Origin of the sequence: Rhizobium leguminosarum (assembly GCF_010668065.1) — a bacterium.
GTDB lineage: Bacteria > Pseudomonadota > Alphaproteobacteria > Rhizobiales > Rhizobiaceae > Rhizobium > Rhizobium leguminosarum_S.
In genome coordinates, this window is the sequence record NZ_WUEN01000012.1 from 136,003 (window position 1) to 159,685 (window position 23,683).

Annotated in this window: 18 protein-coding genes; 14 read left to right on the forward strand and 4 right to left on the reverse strand. The window is 62.9% G+C overall.

Annotated elements, in window-relative coordinates; genetic code table 11:
- Positions 1-219: 219 nt before the first annotated feature.
- The gene (locus GR198_RS27205; RefSeq protein ID WP_164023104.1) at positions 220-1,446 is read right to left on the reverse strand and encodes an MFS transporter; all 1,227 of its coding nucleotides are present in this window, start codon (positions 1,444-1,446) and stop codon (positions 220-222) included.
- Positions 1,447-1,819: 373 nt separating this feature from the next.
- On the opposite strand from GR198_RS27205, the gene GR198_RS27210 reads away from it, so the two are divergent.
- The 8 genes from GR198_RS27210 to GR198_RS27245 all read left to right on the forward strand — a co-directional run bounded on the left by GR198_RS27210 (position 1,820) and on the right by GR198_RS27245 (position 9,141).
- Positions 1,820-2,068: a hypothetical protein gene (locus GR198_RS27210; protein WP_003546763.1), complete on the forward strand. Its 249-nt coding sequence runs from the start codon at positions 1,820-1,822 to the stop codon at positions 2,066-2,068.
- A 55-nt stretch (positions 2,069-2,123) separates the two neighbouring features.
- Positions 2,124-2,795 (forward strand): response regulator transcription factor, encoded by a 672-nt coding sequence (locus tag GR198_RS27215; RefSeq protein ID WP_029875259.1) that lies wholly within the window; start codon positions 2,124-2,126, stop codon positions 2,793-2,795.
- Positions 2,785-4,188, forward strand: a complete 1,404-nt coding sequence (locus GR198_RS27220; RefSeq protein WP_018070966.1) for a sensor histidine kinase — start codon at positions 2,785-2,787, stop codon at positions 4,186-4,188. The genes GR198_RS27215 and GR198_RS27220 overlap by 11 nt, the downstream gene beginning before the upstream one ends.
- A gap of 118 nt (positions 4,189-4,306) precedes the next feature.
- Positions 4,307-4,729, forward strand: a complete 423-nt coding sequence (locus GR198_RS27225; RefSeq protein WP_164069813.1) for a hypothetical protein — start codon at positions 4,307-4,309, stop codon at positions 4,727-4,729.
- Positions 4,730-4,986: 257 nt separating this feature from the next.
- Complete coding sequence (gene ccmI / locus GR198_RS27230) at positions 4,987-6,186, forward strand: c-type cytochrome biogenesis protein CcmI (protein WP_441005370.1); 1,200 nt, start codon at positions 4,987-4,989, stop codon at positions 6,184-6,186.
- Positions 6,183-6,695 carry a cytochrome c maturation protein CcmE gene (gene ccmE, locus GR198_RS27235; protein WP_164069815.1) on the forward strand — a complete coding sequence of 171 codons (513 nt, stop codon included), beginning with the start codon at positions 6,183-6,185 and terminating at the stop codon, positions 6,693-6,695. Before ccmI ends, ccmE begins: the two co-directional genes overlap by 4 nt.
- Entirely contained in the window at positions 6,692-8,689 is a 1,998-nt protein-coding gene (locus GR198_RS27240) for a heme lyase CcmF/NrfE family subunit (RefSeq protein WP_164069816.1), read from the forward strand. Before ccmE ends, GR198_RS27240 begins: the two co-directional genes overlap by 4 nt.
- Entirely contained in the window at positions 8,686-9,141 is a 456-nt protein-coding gene (locus GR198_RS27245) for a cytochrome c-type biogenesis protein (RefSeq protein WP_164069817.1), read from the forward strand. The genes GR198_RS27240 and GR198_RS27245 overlap by 4 nt, the downstream gene beginning before the upstream one ends.
- A 193-nt stretch (positions 9,142-9,334) precedes the next feature.
- On the opposite strand, the gene GR198_RS27250 is transcribed toward GR198_RS27245, so the two are convergent.
- On the reverse strand, positions 9,335-9,754 hold the full coding sequence (locus GR198_RS27250) for a cupin domain-containing protein (RefSeq protein WP_062944189.1): 420 nt from the start codon (positions 9,752-9,754) through the stop codon (positions 9,335-9,337).
- 57 nt (positions 9,755-9,811) lie between these two features.
- Here GR198_RS27250 and GR198_RS27255 point away from each other — a divergent pair, with 57 nt between their 5' ends.
- From GR198_RS27255 to GR198_RS27280, 6 genes are all read left to right on the forward strand, one after another.
- A complete protein-coding gene (locus GR198_RS27255; protein WP_204337242.1) occupies positions 9,812-10,288 on the forward strand; it encodes a MarR family winged helix-turn-helix transcriptional regulator in 477 nt (158 codons plus the stop codon).
- A gap of 338 nt (positions 10,289-10,626) precedes the next feature.
- Entirely contained in the window at positions 10,627-12,222 is a 1,596-nt protein-coding gene (locus GR198_RS27260) for a Do family serine endopeptidase (protein WP_029875253.1), read from the forward strand.
- 67 nt (positions 12,223-12,289) lie between these two features.
- Positions 12,290-13,045: a response regulator transcription factor gene (locus tag GR198_RS27265; protein WP_017990850.1), complete on the forward strand. Its 756-nt coding sequence runs from the start codon at positions 12,290-12,292 to the stop codon at positions 13,043-13,045.
- Complete coding sequence (locus GR198_RS27270) at positions 13,042-14,454, forward strand: sensor histidine kinase (protein WP_029875251.1); 1,413 nt, start codon at positions 13,042-13,044, stop codon at positions 14,452-14,454. The genes GR198_RS27265 and GR198_RS27270 overlap by 4 nt, the downstream gene beginning before the upstream one ends.
- A 234-nt stretch (positions 14,455-14,688) precedes the next feature.
- A complete protein-coding gene (locus tag GR198_RS27275; RefSeq protein WP_164069818.1) occupies positions 14,689-17,646 on the forward strand; it encodes a bifunctional [glutamine synthetase] adenylyltransferase/[glutamine synthetase]-adenylyl-L-tyrosine phosphorylase in 2,958 nt (985 codons plus the stop codon).
- A gap of 100 nt (positions 17,647-17,746) precedes the next feature.
- Positions 17,747-18,397 (forward strand): glutathione S-transferase family protein, encoded by a 651-nt coding sequence (locus GR198_RS27280; RefSeq protein ID WP_164069819.1) that lies wholly within the window; start codon positions 17,747-17,749, stop codon positions 18,395-18,397.
- Between the two features lie 127 nt (positions 18,398-18,524).
- Here the strand turns inward: GR198_RS27280 and GR198_RS27285 are convergent, their stop codons facing one another.
- Together GR198_RS27285 and pepN are read right to left on the reverse strand one after the other, a co-directional pair.
- Entirely contained in the window at positions 18,525-20,834 is a 2,310-nt protein-coding gene (locus GR198_RS27285; RefSeq protein WP_164069820.1) for a PAS domain-containing sensor histidine kinase, read from the reverse strand.
- A gap of 192 nt (positions 20,835-21,026) precedes the next feature.
- The gene (gene pepN, locus GR198_RS27290; RefSeq protein WP_164069821.1) at positions 21,027-23,675 is read right to left on the reverse strand and encodes an aminopeptidase N; all 2,649 of its coding nucleotides are present in this window, start codon (positions 23,673-23,675) and stop codon (positions 21,027-21,029) included.
- Positions 23,676-23,683: the final 8 nt, after the last annotated feature.

Sequence of the window (23,683 nt, forward strand, 5' to 3'; positions counted from 1 at the left end):
CACGCTGTATTCTATTGAAATCTCAAATGGATGAATGATTTTCCGGATTCGGATCAGTCCGAAGCTGACTCAACTTCCGAAGTACCGGACTCAACTTTCGAAAAAGCGGCGGCAAGCGATTCTAAAGATTCGCCAAAACCGGCTGCTGGTTCATGGTCAGGTTGCCCCGGCGGTTGCGGCGTGGACGGACAGCCGCTCTCGTCCATGCGTGGATGATAGTCAGGAGATATTAAGAATGGCTGATTCCGACGCACGGGCGCCGCGCACCAGCGCCATCAGCATCAGCACGAAGATGAGCGACAATGCCGCCAGAACGGCGCAGGCGGCGAGCGCCGGGCCGGTGCCGGCGCGGTCGAGGATGGCGGTGAAGATGACGGGGGCGATGGCGTTGGCGAGGTTCTGCGGCAGCGACAGCCGGGCCGATTGCAGTCCGAATTCGCGCGGTGAGAACAGCGCCAGTGGCAGCAGCGCGCGGGCGACGGTCATGACGCCGGTGCCGAACCCGTAAAACAGGACGAAGGTGACGAGCAGCGGCGTCGACGGGCTGGCAACCAGCATAATAAGGAAGCTCATCATCATCAGGCTGATGCCCATGGCCGCGCTGAGCATGGGATTGCCGCGCCGGCCGAGCAGCATGTCGAGGAAACGTGCCGAGATGCCGAGGATGCCGCGTGCCGAGCCGAGCTGCAGCGCAAAGGCCGGCGAAGCGCCGGACTGGCGGAAAATTTCGAGCAGCGATGGCGAGATGCCGAAGGTGACGAAGGTCGAAATCGTCGTCGCCGCGGCGATCAGCAGAAAGGCTTTGCGCTGCTTGGCCTTCGACAGCGGCACCGGGGCAATTTCGGCTGTGCCGCCGTCGACATGTGTTGCGATCGGCCTCGGCAGGGCGAAAAGATGCAGCGGCAGGCAGACGAAGAATTGCAGCGCCGCGCAGACGAGGAAGGTGAGGCGCCAGCCGACCGCCTCGTTGAGCAGGCTGAGGATCGGCCAGAAAATGGCGCTGGAAAGCCCGGTGAACAGCATCAGGATGGCGATTACGCGTTTGCCGTTTGCCCCTTCGCGCTCGACGACGGCGGTATAGGCCGGCGCCGACAGGCCAAATGCGCCGCCGATGCCGATGATGATCCAGGCGCTGGCATAGAGCACGATGCCGTTTGCGGCGGCAAGCAGAAGCAGGCCAAGCGCAAAGGTCAGCGAGGCGGCCGAAAGCACCCGGGCAGCACCATAGCGGCCGAGCCAGCGGCCGGTCGCCGGACCGACGATGGCGCTGACCACCATCATGATCGTCAGGCCGGCAAACGCCACTTCGTTCGCCAGGCCGAGATCGGGCGCCACGACGCGGCCCATGACCCCGAGCATGTCGAAGGTCGTGCCCCAGCCGATCAGTTGGGTAACGGCAAGGACGGTGACCGTCTGCGCCGAGCGGAAGCGGGAGGATTTTGGCATAGGTGCTGAAACGGTCTGAAATGTGGGGCAGCAAGGGCATAACAGTTTCAACCGGCCGGTGAAAGCTGCGGGCGGCAGGAAAGAGAAGAGCGCGGCCGATTCGCAGACAAAGACTGTGGTGTCGGCCCCGCCGGCTCCCGCCTTTACCGGAGGTGATCAAGAATGCGCGGATCCCAAGGCTGAGTGTATCGTTTTTGGGCGCAGCGGCGGCCGCCGGAGCTTGCTGCGGCGGCAATTTAGAGGCGCTGAAACAGGCTGTCCCGAACAGTCGAGAACCGTTCTAAACACCCTGCATTACAGCGCATTCATTTGCCATTCAGGTCGCGTGAGTACATATTCGGGACAAGTTGGAATTACCTTGAAAGCATAACACATGGCCTTTCCTCTGAGCGTCGCAGCATTGGCCGCCGGACTGGTGGTATCGGCGCCCTCACCGGACGCCGCGAGCACTTTTGTCGTGCGTATCGGAGGCGATTGCAGCGCCGCCGCAGCCCAGGTCGTCGAGCAGACGGGCGGCCAGCTCCTGTCCGTGCAACCGGTGGGCGATACCTGCATCATCACCGTTCTTGTGCAGGGAAATGGCCAGCGCCCACGCAAAGTCACGGTAAAGGTTCCGATGTAGGCGGAATCGGCTTATTCAGGACATTGATCGATTTGAAGCGGACGAAGGCGGACCGATGCGCATCCTGGTAGTCGAAGACGACGTTAATCTGAACCGGCAGCTGGCCGACACGCTGAAGGAGGCAGGCTATGTCGTCGACCAGGCGTTCGACGGCGAGGAAGGCCATTTCCTCGGCGACACCGAACCCTATGACGCCATTATCCTCGATATCGGCCTGCCGGAGATGGACGGGGTCACCGTTCTTGAAAAATGGCGCGGCGCCGGCCGCGGCGTGCCGGTGCTGATCCTGACGGCGCGCGACCGCTGGAGCGACAAGGTCGCCGGCATCGACGCCGGTGCCGACGACTACGTCACCAAGCCCTTCCATGTTGAGGAAGTGCTTGCCCGCATTCGGGCGCTGATCCGGCGTGCGGCCGGGCATTCCTCATCCGAGATCATCTGCGGGCCGGTGCGGCTCGATACCAAATCCTCGAAGGCGACGGTCAACGGCGCGACGCTGAAGCTGACCTCGCACGAATATCGCCTGCTTTCCTATCTCATGCATCACATGGGCGAGGTCGTCTCGCGCACGGAACTGGTCGAGCATATGTACGACCAGGATTTCGACCGTGATTCCAACACGATCGAGGTCTTCGTCGGCCGCCTGCGCAAGAAAATGGGGGTCGACCTGATCGAAACGGTGCGCGGTCTCGGTTACCGTATCCAAGCGCCGAAACATGCGAATTAAGTCGCTCACCGCACGTGTGTTGTTGTTGACCACGGTCTGGTCGACGGTGGCGCTGGTGGTGATCGGCCTCTTGATCTCCACCCTCTACCGCAAGAGCGCCGAACGCGGTTTCCAGGATCTGTTGCGGGCGCAGCTCTACAACGTCATCAATTCGGTGACGATCGGCGATCAGGGCGCGCTCAGCGGCAGCCCGCAGCTCGGCGACCTGCGTTTTGCCCAGCCGAAGACCGGCTGGTACTGGGTGGTGGAGCCGCTCGGCACCTATACGACCGCACCGCTGGTGTCGCCTTCGCTCGGCTCGGCGCTCATTCCGGTTCCCTCCGTCGTCGAAGCGCCCTTCGACAAGAATTACGAGCGCTACTACCAGGTGACGGATGCTTCCGGGAACCGCGTGCAGGTGGCCGAAACCGAAGTGGTGCTCGATACCGACGGGCGCGCGGCGCGCGTCCGCGTCACCGGCAACGTCGATGTCGTCGAAGACGACGTGCGTACCTTTTCCCACAGCCTCTATCTGGCGCTCGCCGGTTTCGGCGTCGGCAGCCTGATCGTCAACGCGCTGGCGATTCTCTACGGCCTGAAGCCGCTCGACAAGGCACGCGCCGCGCTGGAGCGCATCCGCGCCGGCGAGAGCGAACAGCTGAAAGGCGACTTCCCGCGCGAAATCCTGCCGCTCGCCAACGAGGTGAACGCGCTGATCGACAGCAATCGCCGCATCGTCGAGCGGGCCCGCATGCAGGTCGGCAATCTCGCGCATTCGCTGAAGACGCCGATCGCCGTGCTTCTCAACGAGGCGCGCGTGCTGGAAAAATCCCATGGCGAGCTGGTGCGCAGCCAGGCGGAATCGATGCAGGGGCAGGTGCAGTCCTATCTCAATCGGGCGCGCATCGCCGCGCAGCGCGAATCCGTGCTCGCCCGCACCGATGCCGAGCCGGCGCTTGAACGGCTGGTGCGCGTCATGCGCCGGCTGAACGTCGATACCGAATTCGATCTCGTCGTCTCGCCGCCGCATCTGGCCGTTGCCATGGAGCAGCAGGATCTCGAGGAGACCGTCGGCAACCTCCTGGAAAATGCGGCGCGTTTTGCCAAAAGCAGAGTGCGCCTTTCGGCCGTCGAGGCCGGCGAGGATGTGAAGGGGGTGGAGGCGAGCGCGCGCCGCCACTGGGTGGAGCTCGCCGTCGAGGATGACGGGCCGGGCCTGGAGCCGGACCAGATCCGCGAGGCGCTGAAGCGCGGCCGCCGGCTCGACGAAAGCAAACCCGGAACCGGGCTCGGCCTTTCGATCGTCACCGAGATTTCCAACGAATACCAGGGACGGCTCGAGCTTTCCCGCGGTGAATGGGGCGGGCTGAAGGCCAAGCTTATCTTGCCCGGCGTCACAAAGGATGTTGCATGAGCAACTGCTTGATGTCACAAAGATACTGGCAAATGTATAGCATGCTTTGCCTTAATGCTGACACGGGGACGCTGCACTTCGATCGGCTGAATTTGACCCCTGATCGTGGTTCGACGCAATGATTTTACGCTCGCAAGGCATGATCGTTTCCGCTCTTCTCGTCGCCGTCGCGCTGTCCGGCTGCACGACGACGAAGAGTGCTGCCTCGCGCGGCATTTTTTCGAGCAAGCCCTCGGCATCGGCCGCCTTCATCACCGCGCTGCAGGGCGGCATCGTCGGCCGCAGTGGCGTGAGCTTGAACGACAGCGACAAGCAGAGGGCGCTCGAGGCGGAATATCGGGCCCTGGAAGCGGCCGCCGTCGGCCAGCCGGTGCTCTGGACAGGCAAGGACGTGACCGGCAAGGTGGTGGCAGCAGCACCCTATCAGGTCGGTTCGCAGAACTGCCGGCAATATACCCACACGCTGACCGTCGACGGAAAGGACACCGTGGTGCGCGGCGCTGCCTGCCGCAACAACGACGGCAGCTGGTCGCCGCTCTGAATTGCGGCTTATAGAGCGCCGCGCGTCCGACAGGACGCGCCAAGGACGCTCTATCGCTTTAAATCAGCGTATAGGGATTATGCGCTAAAGCATGTCGCGCAAAAGTGTGCAGCGGTTTTGCGATAACGACATGCGTCAAACAGAGAGCTAAAGCGCGAGGAGCGAATCTGAAAGATTACGACGCGCTTTAGCCTCAAATCTTCGTCATTCCGGCTTTGGCAGTTGGAATGACGGCGCGCTTCACGTATTTGGGCGACATGCTGTTCTGGATTCTCGTTGCCGTTCTGACGGCAGCCCTCGCCGTCATCCTGCTCTACCCCCTTCTGCGCGGAGCGAAGGCGGCGGATAATATCCGTGCGGGCGAGGCGGCGGTCTACCGCGACCAGTTGCGAGAACTCGACCGCGATCTCAATGGCGGGCTGATCACTCCGGAGGAGGCTGATTACGCCAGGGCGGAAATCGGCCGGCGGCTGATCGCCGTCTCTGCCGACGAGCCGGCTGAGACGCCGAAACCCGCACGGCATCACCATTTCACCGAGGCCTTCGTCCTCCTGGTCCTGCCGGTTCTCGGGCTCTGTCTTTATTTGACGACGGGCAGGCCGGACCTGCCCTCGCAGCCGCTGGAAGCGCGGCTGGAAAACCCTGGCAACGACGTGGCGGTGCTGATCACCAAGGCGGAACGGCACCTGGCTGAGAAGCCCGATGACGGCAAGGGCTGGGATGTGCTGGCGCCGATCTATTTCCGCACAATGCGCGTCAACGACGCGCAAGTGGCCTATCGCAATGCGATCCGGCTTCTCGGCCCGAGCCCTGTCCGGCTCGATGGTCTTGCCGAGACGCTGATGGCGGTCTCGGACGGCGTGGTGACGGAGGAGGCGCGGCAAGTGCTGGAACAATCGCTGACGCTCGAACCTGACAATCCGCGTGCCCGCTTCTACATCGCCCTCAGCATGGAGCAGGCGGGACGGCTCGATGAGGCGCGCCAGGCTTTCGAGGCGCTGGCAAAACAATCGCCCGCCGATGCGCCCTGGCTGCCGCTGGTCAACGAGCATATCGCCATGAACGGCGGCGCGAAGTCAGGCGCCGATCCGGCTGCCCCGGGCGCCGATCCGGCTGCCCCGGGCGCCGATCCGGCTGCCCCGGGCGCCGGTCCGGCTGCCCCCGGCAATCCCACGCAGCAAGATGTGGCGGCGGCCGAGACTATGAGCGCCGGCGACCGGCAGCAGATGATCCGCGGCATGGTCGACAGCCTCGACGCCAAGCTCAGCGAGGATCCGAACAATTTCGAGGGATGGGTGCGGCTCGTCCGCTCTTATGCCGTATTGAACGACAAGGATCGCGCAGCCGGCGCCCTGAAGCGCGGGCTTGCGGCCTTTCCGCCGCCCGGCGAACAGGGCAGGCAATTGCTGGCGCTTGCCAGGGAACTCGGCATAGCCACGGAGGGAGCGACGCAATGACGCGCAAGCAGAAGCGCCTCGCGGTGATCGGCGGCGGCATGGGCTTCATCATCGTCGCCGTGCTGCTGGTCATGTTCGCCTTCAGCCAGTCGGTCGCCTATTTCTACATGCCGGCGGATCTTGCCAAGACGCCGGTGGCGCCGGAAACCCGCATCCGTCTCGGCGGGCTGGTCGGCGAGGGCAGCGTCGTGCGCGGCACCGGCTCGACGGTGGAATTTGCCGTCACCGACGGCAGCACCAATGCCGTGAAGGTCAAATATACCGGTATTCTCCCCGATCTCTTCCGCGAGGGCCAGGGTGTCGTCACCGAAGGCATGTTCGCCGCCGGCACCAACGTCTTCGTCGCCGACACCGTGCTTGCCAAGCATGACGAGACCTATATGCCGAAGGACGTGGCCGACAGGCTGAAATCCCAGGGGCTGTGGAAGGAAGGGCAAGGCCAGGAAGCTCAGGGCCAGGAAAACCCTGGGAAGCAAGCTCAGGGCCAGGAAGTGAAGGCGACGCCATGATCATCGAGATCGGCCATTACGCGCTGGTGCTGGCGCTCGCCACCGCGCTCATCCTCTCCATCGTGCCGGTGATCGGAGCCCGTCGTCATGATCGGGCGATGATGGATGTGGCGACGATCGGCTCGCTGGCGATGTTTTCGCTGGTCGCCTTCTCCTTCGGCGTGCTGACCTATGCCCATGTCGTCTCGGACTTCTCGGTCGAGAACGTCTGGGAGAATTCGCATTCACTGGTGCCGCTGCTCTATAAATATTCCGGCGTCTGGGGCAATCACGAAGGGTCGATGATGCTCTGGCTGTTGATCCTGACGCTGTTCAGCGCGCTGGTCGCCGTCTTCGGCCGCAATCTGCCGGAGACGCTGAAGGCCAATGTATTGGCCGTGCAGGCCTGGATTTCGGTTGCCTTCACCCTCTTCATTCTCCTGACTTCCAACCCCTTCCTCCGTCTCGATCCGGCGCCGGCCGAGGGCCGCGATCTCAACCCGGTTCTTCAGGATGTCGGCCTCGCGATCCACCCGCCGCTGCTCTATCTCGGTTATGTCGGCTTCTCCGTCTGCTTCTCCTTTGCCGTTGCGGCCCTCTTGGAAGGGCGCATCGACGCCGCCTGGGCGCGCTGGGTACGGCCCTGGACGCTGGCCGCATGGACCTTTCTGACGCTTGGCATCGCCATGGGCTCCTACTGGGCCTATTACGAGCTCGGCTGGGGCGGCTGGTGGTTCTGGGACCCGGTGGAAAACGCTTCCTTCATGCCCTGGCTCGCCGGCACCGCACTGCTGCATTCGGCGCTCGTCATGGAAAAGCGCGAAGCGCTGAAGATCTGGACGGTGCTGCTCGCCATCCTCACCTTCTCGCTGTCGCTGATGGGGACCTTCCTGGTGCGCTCCGGCGTGCTGACCTCGGTGCATGCCTTTGCCAGCGACCCCTCCCGCGGCGTCTTCATTCTCTGCATCCTGCTGATCTTCATCGGCGGGGCGCTGTCGCTGTTTGCCTTCCGCGCGCCGAAGCTGTCGGCAGGCGGGCTGTTTGCGCCGATTTCGCGCGAAGGCGCGCTCGTCGTCAACAATCTGATCCTGACGGTCGCCTGCGGCACGGTGCTGACGGGCACGCTCTATCCGCTGCTGCTGGAAACGCTGACCGGCGACAAGATTTCCGTCGGAGCGCCCTTCTTCAACCTGACCTTCGGCCTGCTGATGGCGCCGCTGATCGTCATCGTGCCCTTCGGGCCGATGCTTGCCTGGAAGCGCGGCGATCTGCTCGGTGCCCTGCAGCGGCTCTATGTCGTCGCAGGTCTGGCCTTCCTTGCCGCGGTGGCCTTCTTCTATATCCAACATGGCGGGCCGGTGCTTTCAGTGCTCGGCCTCGCTGCCGGGCTGTTCCTGGTCCTCGGTGCGGTGGCCGATCTCTGGTACCGCGCCGGCATCGGCAAGGTCGCGGGCAGTCTCGCCTGGCGCCGGCTTTCCGGCCTGCCGCGTTCGGCCTTCGGCACGGCGCTCGCCCATGCCGGGCTCGGCGTCACCGTGCTCGGCATCGTCGCGGTCACGACGTTCGAAAGCGAGCACGTCATCGAGATGAAGCCGGGCGAGGTGACCGAGGCCGGCGGTTACAGCCTGCATTTCGACGGCATGCAGCCGGCGACCGGGCCGAACTATACCGAGGACCGTGGCCACTTCACCATCCGGCGCGCCGGTGTCGCGGTTGCCGATACCTGGTCGGCCAAGCGCCTCTACACCGCCCGCCAGATGCCGACGACCGAGGCGGGTATCCTGACCTTCGGGCTCAGCCAGCTCTATGTTTCTCTGGGTGACGCCACCAAGGACGGTGGTATCGTCGTGCGCATCTGGTGGAAACCGTTCATTCTCTGCATCTGGGGCGGAGCGGTGTTCATGGCCTTCGGCGGCCTCGTCTCGCTCAGCGACCGGCGCCTGCGTGTCGGCGCCCCGCGCCGCAAGGCGAAGCCGGCAAGGCCGGCAGCTCCCAAAATGGAGCCGGCGGAATGATGCGGCGTCTGCTCGTGGCTTTTGCTTTGCTGCTGATGGCCGCCCCCGCCTTCGCCGTCAATCCGGACGAGGTGCTGGCCGATCCGGCGCTCGAGGCGCGGGCCCGCGCCCTTTCGGCGGAATTGCGATGCATGGTCTGCCAGAACCAGTCGATCGACGATTCCAACGCCGATCTGGCCAAGGATTTGCGCCTGCTGGTGCGCGAGCGCATCACCGATGGCGACAGCGACGAGGCGGTGCTGACCTATATCGTCTCGCGCTACGGCGAGTTCGTGCTGTTGAAGCCGCGTGTCAGCATGAAGACGGTGCTGCTCTGGGGCGCACCGGTACTGCTGGTGCTCGCCGGCGGGCTGTCGCTGCTGGTCTTTGCGCGCAAGAGGGCGGGCAAGCCGACCGGCAGCAAGCTGACGGCAGACGAGCAGGCGCGGCTGAGCGAGCTTCTGAAAAAATAACCGGCCAGCCCGGCAACTCTCCAGCGCGACTTGCGCGCCGCGACGGGTGATGCGCAATCAACTGGAAAATTACGAGGCTTAGAGCAATTCCAGCAAAAGTGCGCAGCGGTTTTGCGTCCGGAATTGCGTAAAAACAAAGCGATAGAGCGTTTCCTTGATTCTGAGAAAAACGGAAATGCTCTAGGTGAGTTGATCAGACCGGGACCAGTCCATGGCGGAGCATGATCTCATTGGCCTTACCGAGGTCCGGTTTGCCGGGCACGTTCACCACCTCGGCAATTTCCTCGAAATAACGCCGTCCAATTGTACCCGGCGTGATGGTCGCCAAGACCTTGGCTGTGCCATCATGCAGGTTCTCGTGATGGTGCACCGCGCCTCGCGGAATGAATATGGCGTCGCCGGCGCGAATCTCGCGCGTTTGCCCGTCGACGATGACGGTGAGCGCGCCTTCAAGGCCGTAGAGGAATTCGTCAGCATCCCGATGACTGTGCGGAGCGGGAACGCGCGCCCGAGATGGCACTGTGAATTCGAATACCGTGGCGCCGACCTCACTGATGAGAAAACGCAGTTCGAGTTGCCCGATCCGCACAATATCGTTTCGTACCGCTTCCATCTAAGGTTTCCACAATGTAAAGTAACTTTACATCAAACGTAAAGTGGCTTTACACATATGTCAATCCCATTGCCCCCGGATTCAATTCCCGACGCGTTGCCCGGTCCGCCGTTCTTCGGCGCGCTGCTGCGCATTGTCTGGCAGCATGTGCGCGAACGCATGCTGCAAGCCATTCACGAGGCGGGCTTTGCCGACTTCCAGGAGGCGCATTTTGCCGTGTTTTCGTTTCCGTTGCCGGATGGCATGAGACCGTCAGAGCTCGCGCGTCAGAAGCGGATGTCGCGGCAGGCTGTGAACTATCTGCTCAGCCAGCTTGAAGAGCTGGGCTATGTCGAGCGGCGCGCAGCCGACGGCAGTGATCGCCGACTGGTCTATCTGACGCCACGGGGACATGAAGTCGTCGCGGCCATTTTCGCATGTCTTCGGCAATTGCATGAGCAATGGTCAAAAGAGGTTGGAAAGGAGCGCTTCGATGACTTCGTAGATGTGTTGAAGCAGCTGTCGACCAAAGCACAGGAACCGATAAACCGCTGAAAAAAATCAACTTTGCGACGGCGGTAAGGACTGTCTCAGAACGGTTCGAGAACCGTACCTCTCAACGTAAGCCGGCCTGAAAGCATAAATATTAGCAGACCGAAGTCTAAGGGAATTGAAGGCCGCTTCCGCAAAGGAGCGCTGTAGCGCAGTATACCTGAGCCGGAGCCGCCGCGGGTGAAGGCCATATGCGTTCAGCCGTTTGCCAAACATTGCAAACATTACCAACTTTTCATTGGCCGGACAGTTCGCAGTAAGGTGCGGCGTCCTATATCTTTACTCATCGACTGATCCGGCATCGCCGGCTCTGAGAACTAAGAACAAGAGAAGGTGCTCCAATGCTCAAGAATTTCAACGGACGTCCGTCCCTCGCCACTGTGCTCAAGGCTTCTACCGTCGCCGGTATCGCAGCCGCTGTGCTTGCAACCGGCGTTCCGCTCGAAATCACCCGGTCTTATGCCGAAGCTGTCAAGGTTCAGGCGCCTGCCGTTCCGAGCTTCGCCAATGTCGTCGACGCCGTTTCACCGGCTGTCGTTTCCGTCCGGGTCGAAAATCGCGTCAATCCCGTCTCCGATAACAACAATGACGGCTTCTCCTTCGACTTCAACGGCCGCGGCTTCGACGACCTTCCTGACGATCATCCGCTGAAGCGGTTCTTCAAGCAGTTCGGCCAGGATCCGAACGATCAGCAGGGCCATTCCAGGCGCTTCGGCCAGAACGGACCGAATGGCGGCCCGAATGGTCCGGGCGGCAAGGGTCGCCTCCGCCCCGTCGCCCAGGGTTCCGGCTTCTTCATCTCCGAGGACGGCTATATCGTCACCAACAACCACGTCGTTTCCGATGGCCAGGCCTTCGTCGCGGTCATGAATGACGGTACCGAGCTCGATGCCAAGCTGATCGGCAAGGATCCGCGCACCGACCTCGCGGTGCTGAAGGTCGACGGCAAGGGCAAGAAGTTCACCTACGTCAACTGGGCCGACGACAATAACGTCCGCGTCGGCGACTGGGTCGTTGCTGTCGGCAACCCCTTCGGTCTCGGCGGCACGGTCACAGCCGGCATCGTCTCGGCTCGCGGCCGCGATATCGGCTCCGGTCCCTATGACGATTACCTGCAGGTGGATGCCGCCGTGAACCGCGGCAACTCCGGCGGTCCGACCTTCAACCTCAGCGGCGAAGTCGTCGGCATCAACACCGCGATCTTCTCGCCGTCGGGCGGCAGCGTCGGCATCGCCTTCGCCATTCCCGCCTCGACCGCCAGGGACGTCGTCGCCGATCTGATGAAGGACGGCCAGGTTTCACGCGGCTGGCTGGGTGTCCAGATCCAGCCGGTGACCAAGGATATCGCCGAATCCATCGGTCTCTCCGAGCCGAGCGGCGCCCTTGTCGTCGCCCCGCAGGCCGGTTCGCCGGGTGACAAGGCCGGCATGAAGGCCGGCGACGTCGTCACCGCGCTGAATGGTGAGACGATCAAGGATGCGCGTGATCTCAGCCGCCGCATCGGTGCGATGCAGCCGGGCAGCAAGGTCGAGCTTTCGGTCTGGCGCGCCGGCAAGGCCCAGCCTCTCACCGTCGAACTCGGCACGCTTCCGGTCGACCAGAAGGATGCATCTGCCGATGACAACAGCCAGCCGCAGCAGCCTGAGGCACCGGCTTCCGAGAAGGCGCTTGCCGATCTCGGCCTGACGGTCGGTCCTTCCGATGACGGCAAGGGCCTGGCGATCACAGGCATCGATCCGGACTCCGACGCTGCCGACAAGGGCATCAAGGAAGGCGAAAAGATCACTTCGGTCAACAACCAGGAGATCACCAGCCCTGAGGATATCGTCAAGGTGCTGAACCAGGCCAAGAAGGACGGGCGCACTCGCGCGCTCTTCCAGATCCAGTCCAATGAAGGAAGCCGTTTCGTCGCGCTTCCGATCAACGGCCAGGGCTGATCCCTAAGACAATTTGGAGCCGCGCGGACGAAACTCCGCGCGGCTCGATTCTTCTGACCTTTGAAGGATGATCGCGATGAGCGCCGCCCCGCAGGAAGATGCTTTGAGCCTTGCCGAAACGCAGCCGGCGGGTAATGTCGGCCGCATGAAGATTCTCATCATCGAAGATGATCTCGAAGCCGCGGTCTACCTCACGAAAGCCTTTCGCGAGGCGGGCATCGTCGCCGATCACGCCAGCGACGGCGAGAGCGGCCTGTTCATGGGGTCGGAAAATACCTACGACGTCATCGTCATCGACCGCATGCTGCCGCGCCGGGACGGGCTTTCCGTCATCAGCGAGTTGCGCCGCAAGGCCATCCATACGCCGGTCCTCATCCTCTCGGCGCTCGGCCAGGTCGATGACCGCGTGACCGGTCTTCGTGCCGGAGGCGACGATTATCTGCCGAAGCCCTATGCGTTCAGCGAGTTGCTGGCGCGCGTCGAGGTGCTCGGCCGCCGTAAGGGCACGCCGGATCAGGACGTCGTCTATCGCGTCGGCGATCTCGAACTCGACCGGCTCTCCCACGAGGTGCGCCGCGGCGGCAAGGAGATCCCGCTGCAGCCACGCGAATTCCGGCTGCTGGAATATCTGATGAAGAATGCCGGCCAGGTGGTGACCCGCACCATGCTGCTCGAAAACGTGTGGGACTATCACTTCGACCCGCAGACCAACGTCATCGACGTCCATGTCTCGCGGCTGCGCTCGAAGATCGAAAAGGACTACAGCCAGCCGCTCCTGAAGACTATTCGCGGCGCGGGGTACATGATCAAGGATGAGGGATGAGCCGTTTCAAGGTTCTCTTCAAGTCCACCGCAGTCCGCCTTTCGGCACTCTACATCCTGCTTTTCGCCATCTGCGCCGCGACGCTCGTCTTCTATGTGACGGCGATGTCGGAGCGGTTGCTGACCGGCCAGATCCGCGACGCCGTCCGGCAGGAGGTGGAGCAGGTGCAGCGCGCCTATGACACCGGCGGCATGAACCTTCTCCTGCGCACGATGGAGCGGCGTGCTCGCCAGCCGGGCGCCAACCTCTATATCATCGCCGGTCCCTCGGGCGATATTCTCGCCGGCAACGTCGCCTCGGTGCAGCCGGGTGTCTTCGAGGAGATCGGCTGGACCTCCGCGCCCTTCGGTTACCAACGCTATACTGACGGCGGGGGTGTCGAGCGCCGCCACAAGGCGATCGCCAATATTTTCGTGCTCGACAATGGCCTGAGAATCCTGATCGGCCGCGACCTCGGCGACCCCGAGCGTTTCCGTCTGCTGGTGCGCCAGGCGCTGATGGTGGCCTTGGCGATCATGGGGCTTGGCGCCATCATCATCTGGTTCGCCATCGGCCGCAACGCGCTGAAACGCATCGACCGCATGTCGGATGCCAGCAAGAAGATCATGGCCGGCGACCTGTCCCAGCGCCTGCCGGTGGGCGGATCCGGCGATGAATTCGACCGCTTGTCGATGTCTTTGAATACCATGCTGGAGCGCATCGAGAAGCTGAACGAGGGCCTGCGGCAGGTCTCCGACAACATCGCCCACGATCTCAAGACGCCGCTGACGCGGCTGCGCAACAAGGCGGCGGATGCGCTCGATATCGCCGATGGCGAGACGCGGCGCACCGCACTCGAAGGCATCATTTCCGAATCGGACCAACTGATCCGCACCTTCAACGCGCTGTTGATGATCTCCCGCGTCGAGGCCGGATCGGTCGCCGCCGAGATGTCGCCGGTGGAGCTTTCGGCCATCGTCTCCGATAGCGCCGAGCTTTACGAACCGGCGGCGGAGGAGGCGGGGCTTGGCTTGAGCTCCAGCATCGAACCCGATGTCGAGGTGCAGGGCAATCGCGAGCTGATCGGCCAGGCAATCTTCAATCTGCTCGACAATGCCATCAAATATTCCTCCGATACGGAAGGGGCGGGCAAGGTATCGCTGAAGCTTGCCCGCCGCCCGGATGGCATCTGCCTTTCGGTCGCCGACCATGGGCCGGGCGTTCCAGCCGACAGGCGCGACGACGTGGTGAAGCGCTTCGTCCGCCTCGATGAAAGCCGATCGAAGCCGGGAACGGGGCTCGGGCTTTCGCTGGTGGAAGCGGTGATGGAGCTGCACAACGGCCGGTTGGAACTCTCCGATACCGATCCCGACAAACCCGAAAAACGCGGATTGACCGTCAGCATGATCTTCCCCGCCAAGGCTGCCTGATTGCCGAGACCGATGATCGGCTGAATCGCGTATTGGCGGTTTTCCACCTAGACCCTAGTTTAATGCCGATCGAAGGAGGCGTTCCCGCGATTCTGCGTGGTCGTTTCCCTCGAGCATGTCGCGCAAAAGTGTGCAGCGGTTTTGCGACACGGCATGCGTAAAACAAAGGCTGAAAGCGCAAGGAGCGAATCCGAAAGATCGCGATGCGCTTTAGGCGCTAAAGCAGGAGAGCGCATGCTGACGAAATCGACGCATGGTCTGAAGGATGTGGCCGAAGGGCTGCTACGTCCGCTGAACCAGACGGAGTTGAAGCTGGCGCTGGCCGACCTTCAGGAGGCCGGCAGGAGCGAGCCGTCGGTCGCGGCGATGCTGAAGACGGAAGGCCCGCTTCGCGATTTCATTGCAGCCGTGCTGACGCTGTCGCCTTATCTGCGCGAAATCGTAAATCTCGATCCCGCTATCCTCGCCGGTGCCATCACCCAGCCGCTGGAGCCGCAGATCGAGGCGCTGGTCGCCGAGGCGCGGCGTTGCTGGCAACGGGACGGCGAGGGGGCCGCACCTTCGGAATCCGTGGTGATGAGCAGGCTGCGCATCATCAAGCGCAAGGTGGCCTTCCTGGTCGCCCTCGCCGATCTCGCGCGCATCTTCGACGGCCGGGCGACGACGGCCTGGCTGAGCGAGCTTGCCGAAGCTTCGGTTGCCGCCGCGATCGACCATCTGCTGCTTTCGGCGCATGAGGGTGGAAAGCTGCGGCTGCGGGATCTGGCGGCGCCGAGCGACGGCTCCGGGCTGATCGTGCTCGGCATGGGCAAACTCGGCGCATCCGAACTCAACTATTCCTCCGATATCGACCTCGTCGTCGTCTTCGACGAACAGGCGGGCATCGTGCCGGACCCGGATGACGCGATCGAGGTATTCCCCAGGATGATGCGGCGGCTGGTGCGCATCCTGCAGGAGCGGACAGCCGACGGCTACGTCTTCCGCACCGATCTCAGATTGCGCCCCGATCCCGGTTCGACGCCGCTGGCGATCCCGGTCGATGCGGCGATGATCTATTACGAGGGCAGGGGTCAGAACTGGGAACGGGCGGCTTTCATCAAGGCGCGCGCCGTTGCCGGCGACTTGACCGCGGGCAGTGATTTCCTGCGCGGACTCGCCCCTTTCGTCTTCCGCAAATATCTCGATTACGCGGCGATTGCGGATATCCATTCGATCAAACGGCAGATCCACGCGCATAAGGGCCACGGCGCCATCGCGGTCAAGGGTCATAACGTCAAGCTCGGCCGCGGCGGCATTCGCGAGATCGAATTCTTCGTCCAGACGCAGCAGCTGATTGCCGGCGGCCGCATGCCGGCATTGCGTGGCCGGGCGACTGAGGAGACGCTCGGTGAACTCACCAAGGCGAAATGGATCGACGCGGAAACCCGTGACGAACTGACGGAGGCCTACTGGTTCCTGCGCGATGTCGAGCATCGCATCCAGATGGTGCGCGACGAGCAGACCCATCTGCTGCCGGAGACGGATGCCGACCTGAAGCGCATCGCCTTCATGATGGGCTTTTCCGACACGCCGAGCTTCTCCGAACGGCTGGTCGGCGTGTTGAAGACGGTCGAGCGGCGTTATGCCCACCTCTTCGAGCAGGAGAGCAAGCTTTCCACAGACACCGGAAACCTCGTCTTCACCGGCCAGGGCGATGACCCGGATACGCTGGAGACGCTGAAGAAACTCGGCTTTACCAGACCGTCCGATATTTCCCGCATCATCCGCACCTGGCACTACGGCCGCTACCGGGCGACGCAATCGGTCGAGGCGCGCGAAAGGCTGACGGAGCTGGCGCCGGAGCTCCTGCGCGTTTTCGGCGAAAGCAAGCGCGCCGACGAGGCGCTGCTGCGCTTCGACAGCTTCATCTCGGGCCTTCCCTCTGGCATCCAGCTGTTCTCGCTGCTCGGCAGCAACCCGGCGCTGCTGTCGCTGATCGTCAACATCATGTCCTCGGCACCCCGGCTTGCCGAGGTGATCGCCGCCAAACCGCATGTCTTCGACGGCATGCTTGATCCCGGCCTGATGGCCGAGCTGCCGACGCGTGACTATCTCGGCGAGCGGCTGAAGGGCTCGCTTGCCCAGGCGCGCCACTATGAAGAGGTGCTCGACCGGCTGCGAATCTTCGCAGCCGAGCAGCGCTTCCTGATCGGCATCCGCCTGCTCACCGGTGCGATCAACGGCGCGATGGCCGCACGCGCTTTCACCCATCTCGCCGACCTCATCATTGCGGCGGCACTCGATGCCGTGGTCGGCGAGATGCAGGCCGCACACGGCGACTATCCCGGCGGGCGCATCGCGGTCGCCGGCATGGGCAAGCTCGGCAGCTTCGAGCTGACGGCCGGTTCCGACATCGATCTGATCCTGCTCTATGATTATGACGATGCGGCTTCCGAATCCGACGGGCCGAAGCCGCTCGATGCGACGCGTTACTTCACCCGCATCACCCAGAGGCTGATGGCCGCCTTGTCGGCGCCGACCGCCGAAGGCGTGCTCTATGAGGTCGACATGCGGCTGCGCCCATCCGGCAACAAGGGGCCGGTCGCCACCCGCATCAATGCCTTCGGCAAGTATCAGCGTGAAGAGGCATGGACCTGGGAGCATATGGCGCTCAGCCGCGCCCGGCTGATTTGCGGCAATGAGAGCCTGATCGTCGAGGCGGAACATATCGTCCGCGAGGTGCTGTCGGCCGATCGCGATATTGTCAAGGTGGCGCATGATGTCGCCGAGATGCGCGAACTGATCGACAAGGAAAAGCCGCCCTCCGGCCCGTGGGACCTGAAGCTCATTCCCGGCGGCGTCATCGATCTCGAATTCATCGCCCAGTACCTGGCGCTGATCGCGCCGACCAGGGGCGTCGGCATTGCCGTCAACGGGATGAGCACCGGCGAGGCCATGAAGGTGCTCGGCGACCGGCTGATGGCGACCGCCGATCTCGACATATGCCTCGAGGCCTTCACGCTTTATACCGGCCTTTCGCAACTGATCCGCCTCTCCATCGACGGCCTGTTCGATCCGAAGGAAGCGCCGGCCGGCCTCGTCGAACTCGTCTGCCGCGCCGGCGACTGCCCAGATATCAAGACGCTCGAAGCGGAGGTGAAACGGCTGTCGAAAGCGGTTCGGAAAATATTCCTGAATGTCGTGAAAGCCTGATCTCACATCAGATGGAACGACCGCGAGGATTATCTCGAGCCCGGCCTGTCGGATTCTCGTTTAGCCAGTCGTCTTCAGGACAGAGCTATGGAGAACACCAATGACGATTACCATTACCGCCTTTGAACGGTCGCCCGATCGCGGCAGGGGTCTGGCGCGTGACATGCGCGTTCGCTGGGCGCTCGAAGAAGTGGGCCAGCCTTACGACGTTCGTCTTGTTTCGTTCAAGACGATGAGAGAACCCGCGCATCTGGCACTTCAGCCTTTCGGGCAGATCCCGACCTATGAAGAAGGCGATCTCGCTTTATTCGAGTCCGGCGCCATCGTCTTCCATATCGGCGAGCGCCATGCGGGCCTGCTGCCGGACGATGCGAATGCCCGGGCGCGCGCGCTCGCATGGATGTTCGCCGCGCTCAACACGGTGGAACCACCGATCTTCGACCGCGCTCTCGTCATGATCCTCGAGCGCGACAAGCCTTGGTACGACCATCGCCTTTCCGCCCTTGAGGACAGCATCCGGAAACGGCTGACCGACCTCTCCCGCCGTCTTGGCGATGCCGACTGGCTCGATGGTGCGTTCAGCGCCGGTGACCTGCTGATGGTATCGGTGCTGCTCAGGTTGAAGGGATCTGCTATACTGGAGGAATATTCGAACCTCATCGCCTATGTCGCCCGCGGCGAAGCGCGGCCGGCATACAAGCGTGCTTTCGACGCTCAGCTGGCGGTTTTCACCGCCGCATCGGCCGGCTGAAAAAGGCCGGCTCTGACCTGAACCTAAAGCATGTCGCGCAAAAGTGTGGAGCGGTTTTGCGACAACGACATGCGCAAAACCAAAGACCTAAAGCGTGGCAAGCGAATCTGAAAGATCGCGACGCGCTTTAGATATCGTCGGGAATGCGCAGCGAGATCACGGTGCCGACCGCTTCGCGTGAGCGGATCTTCATGCGGCCGCCATGCAGCGAGGTCAGCGAGCGGGAGATGGCGAGCCCGAGGCCGGAGCCGCCCTTGCTCTTGGCATATTGGCTCTGCACCTGCTCGAAGGGCTGGCCGATCTTCGACAGCGCCGAGCGTGGAATGCCGATGCCGGTGTCGGCAATGGTGACGAAGACGGCGCCGTCGACGCGGCGTGTACGCAACGCAATGCGGCCGCCATTGTCGGTGAACTTCACCGCATTGGAGAGCAGGTTGAGCAGCACCTGTTTCATTGCCCGGCGGTCGGCCATCAGCGTCAGGCCGGAGCAAATTCGCTGTTCGATGACGATGTTCTTTTCAGCCGCGGGCATGGCGGTGAAGCGCAGGCTTTCCTCGATCAGCGGTACGAGGTCGATGCGCTCGCAGTGCAGCCTGACATGGCCCGCCTCGATCTTCGACATGTCGAGGATATCGTTGATGACGTTGAGCAGATGTTTGCCGCTGTCATGGATATCGCGGGCATATTCGTCATATTTCAGCGAGCCGAGCGGGCCGAACATCTGGTTCTGCAGGATCTCCGAGAAGCCGAGGATGGCGTTGAGCGGCGTGCGCAGCTCATGCGACATGTTGGCGAGGAATTCCGATTTCGCCTTGTTGGCCGCCTCGGCGCGTTCCTTCTCCGCCTGGTAGTTGGCGTTGGCCGTCGACAGCTCGGTTTTCTGGGTCTCCAGCGTCTGGCGCGAGGCGGAAAGATCGCCGATTGTCGCCATCAGCCGGCGTTCGGATTCGCGCAGTCGCTCCTGATGACGTTTCATCAGCGTGATGTCGGTTCCGACCGAGACCTTGCCGCCGTCGCGGGTGCGCCGCTCGTTGATCTGCAGCCAGCGCTCGTCGGCAAGCTGCACTTCGGTCGTCCGCGAATAGCCGGAGCCGTCGGCATCAGAAATCCGCCGCTCGATGACAGGACGGGCGGCGGCAGCATTGACGGTCGAGCGCTCGGTGCCGGGCACGAGCACGCTGTCTGGCAGGCCATAAGCCTGCTGGAAATGCGTGTTGCACATGACGAGCCGATCGTTCTTGTCCCAGAGCACGAAGGCTTCCGAGGTGCATTCGATGGCGTCGGCCAGACGTTGGTCGGCTTCTGCGTAGCGCTGGGCGAGCCGATGCTGTTCGGTCACGTCCATGGCGATGCCGATCAGGTGCATACGGCCGGAATTGCTGCGGATCACCTGGGCACGTGCCCGCATCCAGACATAGTGGCCGCCGGCATGGCGCATGCGGAAGATCTGATCGACCTGGCCGGAAGCGCCCTTGCCGATGGCGCGCGCGATCTCGTAGAGCCCGCCGTCATCGGGATGCATCAGTCGCGCGGCTTCGCCGAAACCCATCGTCTTGTCGGAGCCCGGCAGACCGAGCATGTCGTACATCGAGCGCGACCAGAAGAATTCGCGGTTCTCGAAATCGAAGTCCCAGAGGCCGCAGCGGCCGCGCGACAGCGCCGTCTCGACGCGCAGGTTCGATTCCAGGAAGATGTCGTCTGCGTCGCGGGCGCGCTTTACCTGCGTGTAATAGGCATAGAGGATGACGAGCAGGATCGAGGAGATGCCGGCAAACAGCGTGACGTTGAGCGCCAGCTCCTCGCGCCAGAGCCTGTCGATCTCGTCGAGCGAGGTGGCAGCGACGATATAACCGCCGGCATTGCCCATCAGCGTGATCTCGGCATAGTGCGGCACGCCGCCGATCGTCGTTTCGATGACGCCGGCGCGATCGCCGAAGCGGCGGATCGCCGAGACCTCGGGGAAGAAATCGCCGACATTGCTGCCAACATGCGAAAGCCCGGCGGTGGTCGCGGCAAAAACCTTGCCGCTTGCCTGCACGAGCAGCACGAAAGCGCCGCTGTCCAGCCGGTCCTGCGGCAGGTATTTGGCGAGGCGGGCCTGCGCCCCTGTAATATCGCCGCTGTCGAAGATGTCGGCCGTATCGGCAAACACCGCAGAGGCGGTCGCCGCTGAAAGTGCGGTGGCATGGCGAGCCGAGGCCTCCAGCCGCCCGTATTCGCTCATCATGCCAAAGAAATGCGAGGCGGCGACGACGGAGAGGAAGGCGACGATCAGCGCCGGGATGGCCCGCTTCAAGACCAGCTCGGCCTTCGGCAGATAACGGAGAAGTGGTTCCGATGTCGCATGGCCCGAAAGGCTGTCGCGCCAGGCTTTGAGCCCGTCAAAATCGACACGCAGCCGTCCTTCGGCCACGGTTGCCCGCCGCACGTCCATCATCTCTTCGCCTTGTCCCTCATGTGATTCGCGCGCCGCTCGCTCGAACCTGACCTAGAGAATCATGGGTGATTCGCCTTGTCCAGAGGCAAAGGTAAAAATCCGTTAACTATTTATAATTTCGGGTTTTTCCAGGTGATTCGAGGTGCTGGGCGACCGGCCGCCGAATTTCTCCTGATGGCCGGTCGAATCAAATTACCCCTTAAGCGTGCGCTCGACGATATCGCGCACGTCGGTTGAAAGATGGGCGGCCCGCTCGATCTCGATCAGCGCCGAGCGGGCGTGATCGGCACGCACGGGTTCGAGCGAGCGCCAGGAGCGCATCGAGGTGAGGATGCGGGCGGCAAGCTGCGGGTTGCGCCCGTCGATATCGAGAATCTGATCCGCGAGGAAGCGATAGCCTTCGCCGTCGGCGCGGCCGAATCCGGTCGGGTTGGCAAAGGCGAAGGTGCCGACCAGCGACCGCATCCGGTTCGGATTGGTGCGCTTGAAGAGCGGATCGTCCATCAGGGCGCGGACCCGTCCCAGGGTTTTTGCGCCCGGAATGCCGGCCTGGATCGCGAACCATTTGTCGATGACGAGCGCATTTTCCGCGAAGCGCTCACGGAAGGTGGCGAGCGCCTCGCTCGTCTCCGCGCTGTCGGGAAAACGATGGGCGAGGATGGTCAGCGCATGGCTGAGATCGGTCATATTGTTGGCCGCATCGAAGGCGGCCTTGGCGCGGGCCGGCGTCTGTTCGGCATGCGAGAGATAGGTGAGGGCGCTATTGCGCAGCGCCCGCAGGCCGGCGCTTTTCGCATCCGGGTTGAAATCGCCTGATGTCGTCATCGCTGCGTAGAGGCCGGCAAAGACATCCTTTCCGGCATCGGCGATCTGTTTCAGGACCGCCTGCCGGCCGGCATGGATGGCATCGGGATCGTTGTTGCCGCCAAGTTCCCGGGCGATATCGGATTCGCTCGGCAGAGCCAGCGCCTGGGCGCGGAAGGCGGGCTCGAGGCTCTCGTCGGCGGCGGCGGCAATCAACGTCTCGACGAAGGTCGCCTCGCAGACCACAGGCTTGCCCTCGCGGGCGTCGCGTGCCGCTTTCAGCAGGTTCGGCAGCGCCAGATCGGTCAAGGCCTGCCAGCGGGCGAAGTGATCGGTCTCATGGCGGGCGAGATGGGCAAGATCGGCCGGGCTCTGATCGAAATGCAGGTTGATCGGCGCCGAGAAGCTGCGGTTGATCGAAACGACCGGCCGCGAGCCAACGCCATGGAACACGGCCGTCTGCGTGCGCCCTGCAAGATGCAGCACCTCGCCGGCATATTCCGCGCCGTCGACCGAGGTTGGCTCGATCTTGCCGCCGTTTTCGCCAAACAGCGCGAGGCTGAGCGGAATATGCATCGGCTCCTTGCTCGGCTGGCCGGGCGTTGCCGGGATCATCTGTTCGAGCGACAGGGTGAAGCTGCCGGCCGCCGCATCATAGCTGCCCGATGCGGTGACGAGCGGCGTGCCGGCCTGATGGTACCAGAGCGAAAATTGCGCGAGGTCGCGCCCGCTTGCATCCTCGAAGCATTTGACGAAATCCTCGATCGTCACGGCCTCGCCGTCATGGCGGTCGAAATAGAGGTCCATGCCTTTCTTGAAGCCGTCCTTGCCGAGCAGCGTCGCGATCATGCGCGTGACTTCGCTGCCCTTTTCGTAGACGGTCGTCGTGTAGAAATTATTGATCTCGCGATATGTCGTCGGCCGCACCGGATGGGCGAGCGGGCCGCCGTCCTCCGGGAACTGCTCCGATTTGAGATGGCGCACTTCGGCGATGCGCTTGACGGCGCGCGAGCGCTGGTCGGAAGAGAATTCGTGGTCGCGATAGACCGTCAGGCCTTCCTTGAGGCACAGCTGGAACCAGTCGCGGCAGGTGATGCGGTTGCCGGTCCAGTTGTGGAAATATTCATGCGCGATGATCGTTTCGATATTGGCATAGTCGGCATCGGTGGCGATCTCGGGATCGGCGAGCACGTATTTGTCGTTGAAGACGTTGAGGCCCTTGTTCTCCATCGCGCCCATGTTGAAGTCGGAGACGGCGACGATCATGAAGATGTCGAGATCGTATTCGCGGCCGAACCTCTCTTCATCCCACTTCATCGAGCGTTTCAGCGCGTCCATGGCATAGGCTGCGCGCGGCTCCTTGCCGTGCTCGACATAGATTTTCAGCACCACCTCACGGCCGGACATGGTCGTGAACGTGTCTTCGACGACGCCGAGATCGCCGGCGACGAGCGCAAAGAGATAGCTTGGCTTCGGATGCGGATCGAACCAGGCGGCGAAATGCTTGCCGGGGCCATAACCGGCGCCGCCGAGGAAGTTGCCGTTCGACAAAAGCAGCGGGTTGGCGTCCTTGTCGGCGATGATGTTGACCGTGAACGGCGCAAGCACGTCGGGCCGGTCGGGGAAATAGGTGATGCGGCGGAAACCCTCCGCCTCGCACTGCGTGCAGTAGATGCCGCCGGTGCGGTAAAGGCCCATCAGCTTGGTGTTGGCCTCAGGGTTGATGACGGTGGTGATCGTCAGTTCGAAGGGCGCGCTCTCCGGCAGGTCGCGCACCGTCAGGCTTTCCGGTGTTGCGTCGTAACGCGAAGGGTCCAACTCCACCTGGTCGAACAGCAGCCCCGACAGTGTCAGTTCGTCGCCGTCGAGAACGATCGGCGCTGCCGGATCGGTGCCTGGGCGACGATGAAAGATCAGACGCGCCTCGACCTTTGTCTCCGTCGGGTCGAGTTCGAAGGTCAGGTCCACACGTTCCAGCACGAAGTCGGTGGGACGGTAATCTGCCAGATGAATGACCTGGCCGGTATCTGTTCGCATGGTGTTTC

Excerpts from the sequence above, each read along its gene's own strand:
- GR198_RS27205 (WP_164023104.1), bottom strand. The coding sequence starts at position 1,446 with ATGCCAAAATCCTCCCGCTTCCGCTCGGCGCAGACGGTCACCGTCCTT.
- GR198_RS27210 (WP_003546763.1), top strand. The coding sequence starts at position 1,820 with ATGGCCTTTCCTCTGAGCGTCGCAGCATTGGCCGCCGGACTGGTGGTA.
- GR198_RS27270 (WP_029875251.1), top strand. The coding sequence starts at position 13,042 with ATGAGCCGTTTCAAGGTTCTCTTCAAGTCCACCGCAGTCCGCCTTTCG.
- GR198_RS27250 (WP_062944189.1), bottom strand. The coding sequence starts at position 9,754 with ATGGAAGCGGTACGAAACGATATTGTGCGGATCGGGCAACTCGAACTG.
- GR198_RS27280 (WP_164069819.1), top strand. The coding sequence starts at position 17,747 with ATGACGATTACCATTACCGCCTTTGAACGGTCGCCCGATCGCGGCAGG.
- GR198_RS27285 (WP_164069820.1), bottom strand. The coding sequence starts at position 20,834 with ATGATGGACGTGCGGCGGGCAACCGTGGCCGAAGGACGGCTGCGTGTC.
- GR198_RS27275 (WP_164069818.1), top strand. The coding sequence starts at position 14,689 with ATGCTGACGAAATCGACGCATGGTCTGAAGGATGTGGCCGAAGGGCTG.
- ccmE (WP_164069815.1), top strand. The coding sequence starts at position 6,183 with ATGACGCGCAAGCAGAAGCGCCTCGCGGTGATCGGCGGCGGCATGGGC.
- GR198_RS27255 (WP_204337242.1), top strand. The coding sequence starts at position 9,812 with ATGTCAATCCCATTGCCCCCGGATTCAATTCCCGACGCGTTGCCCGGT.
- GR198_RS27240 (WP_164069816.1), top strand. The coding sequence starts at position 6,692 with ATGATCATCGAGATCGGCCATTACGCGCTGGTGCTGGCGCTCGCCACC.
- GR198_RS27265 (WP_017990850.1), top strand. The coding sequence starts at position 12,290 with ATGATCGCGATGAGCGCCGCCCCGCAGGAAGATGCTTTGAGCCTTGCC.
- GR198_RS27260 (WP_029875253.1), top strand. The coding sequence starts at position 10,627 with ATGCTCAAGAATTTCAACGGACGTCCGTCCCTCGCCACTGTGCTCAAG.
- GR198_RS27225 (WP_164069813.1), top strand. The coding sequence starts at position 4,307 with ATGATTTTACGCTCGCAAGGCATGATCGTTTCCGCTCTTCTCGTCGCC.
- ccmI (WP_441005370.1), top strand. The coding sequence starts at position 4,987 with ATGCTGTTCTGGATTCTCGTTGCCGTTCTGACGGCAGCCCTCGCCGTC.
- GR198_RS27220 (WP_018070966.1), top strand. The coding sequence starts at position 2,785 with ATGCGAATTAAGTCGCTCACCGCACGTGTGTTGTTGTTGACCACGGTC.
- GR198_RS27215 (WP_029875259.1), top strand. The coding sequence starts at position 2,124 with ATGCGCATCCTGGTAGTCGAAGACGACGTTAATCTGAACCGGCAGCTG.
- pepN (WP_164069821.1), bottom strand. The coding sequence starts at position 23,675 with ATGCGAACAGATACCGGCCAGGTCATTCATCTGGCAGATTACCGTCCC.
- GR198_RS27245 (WP_164069817.1), top strand. The coding sequence starts at position 8,686 with ATGATGCGGCGTCTGCTCGTGGCTTTTGCTTTGCTGCTGATGGCCGCC.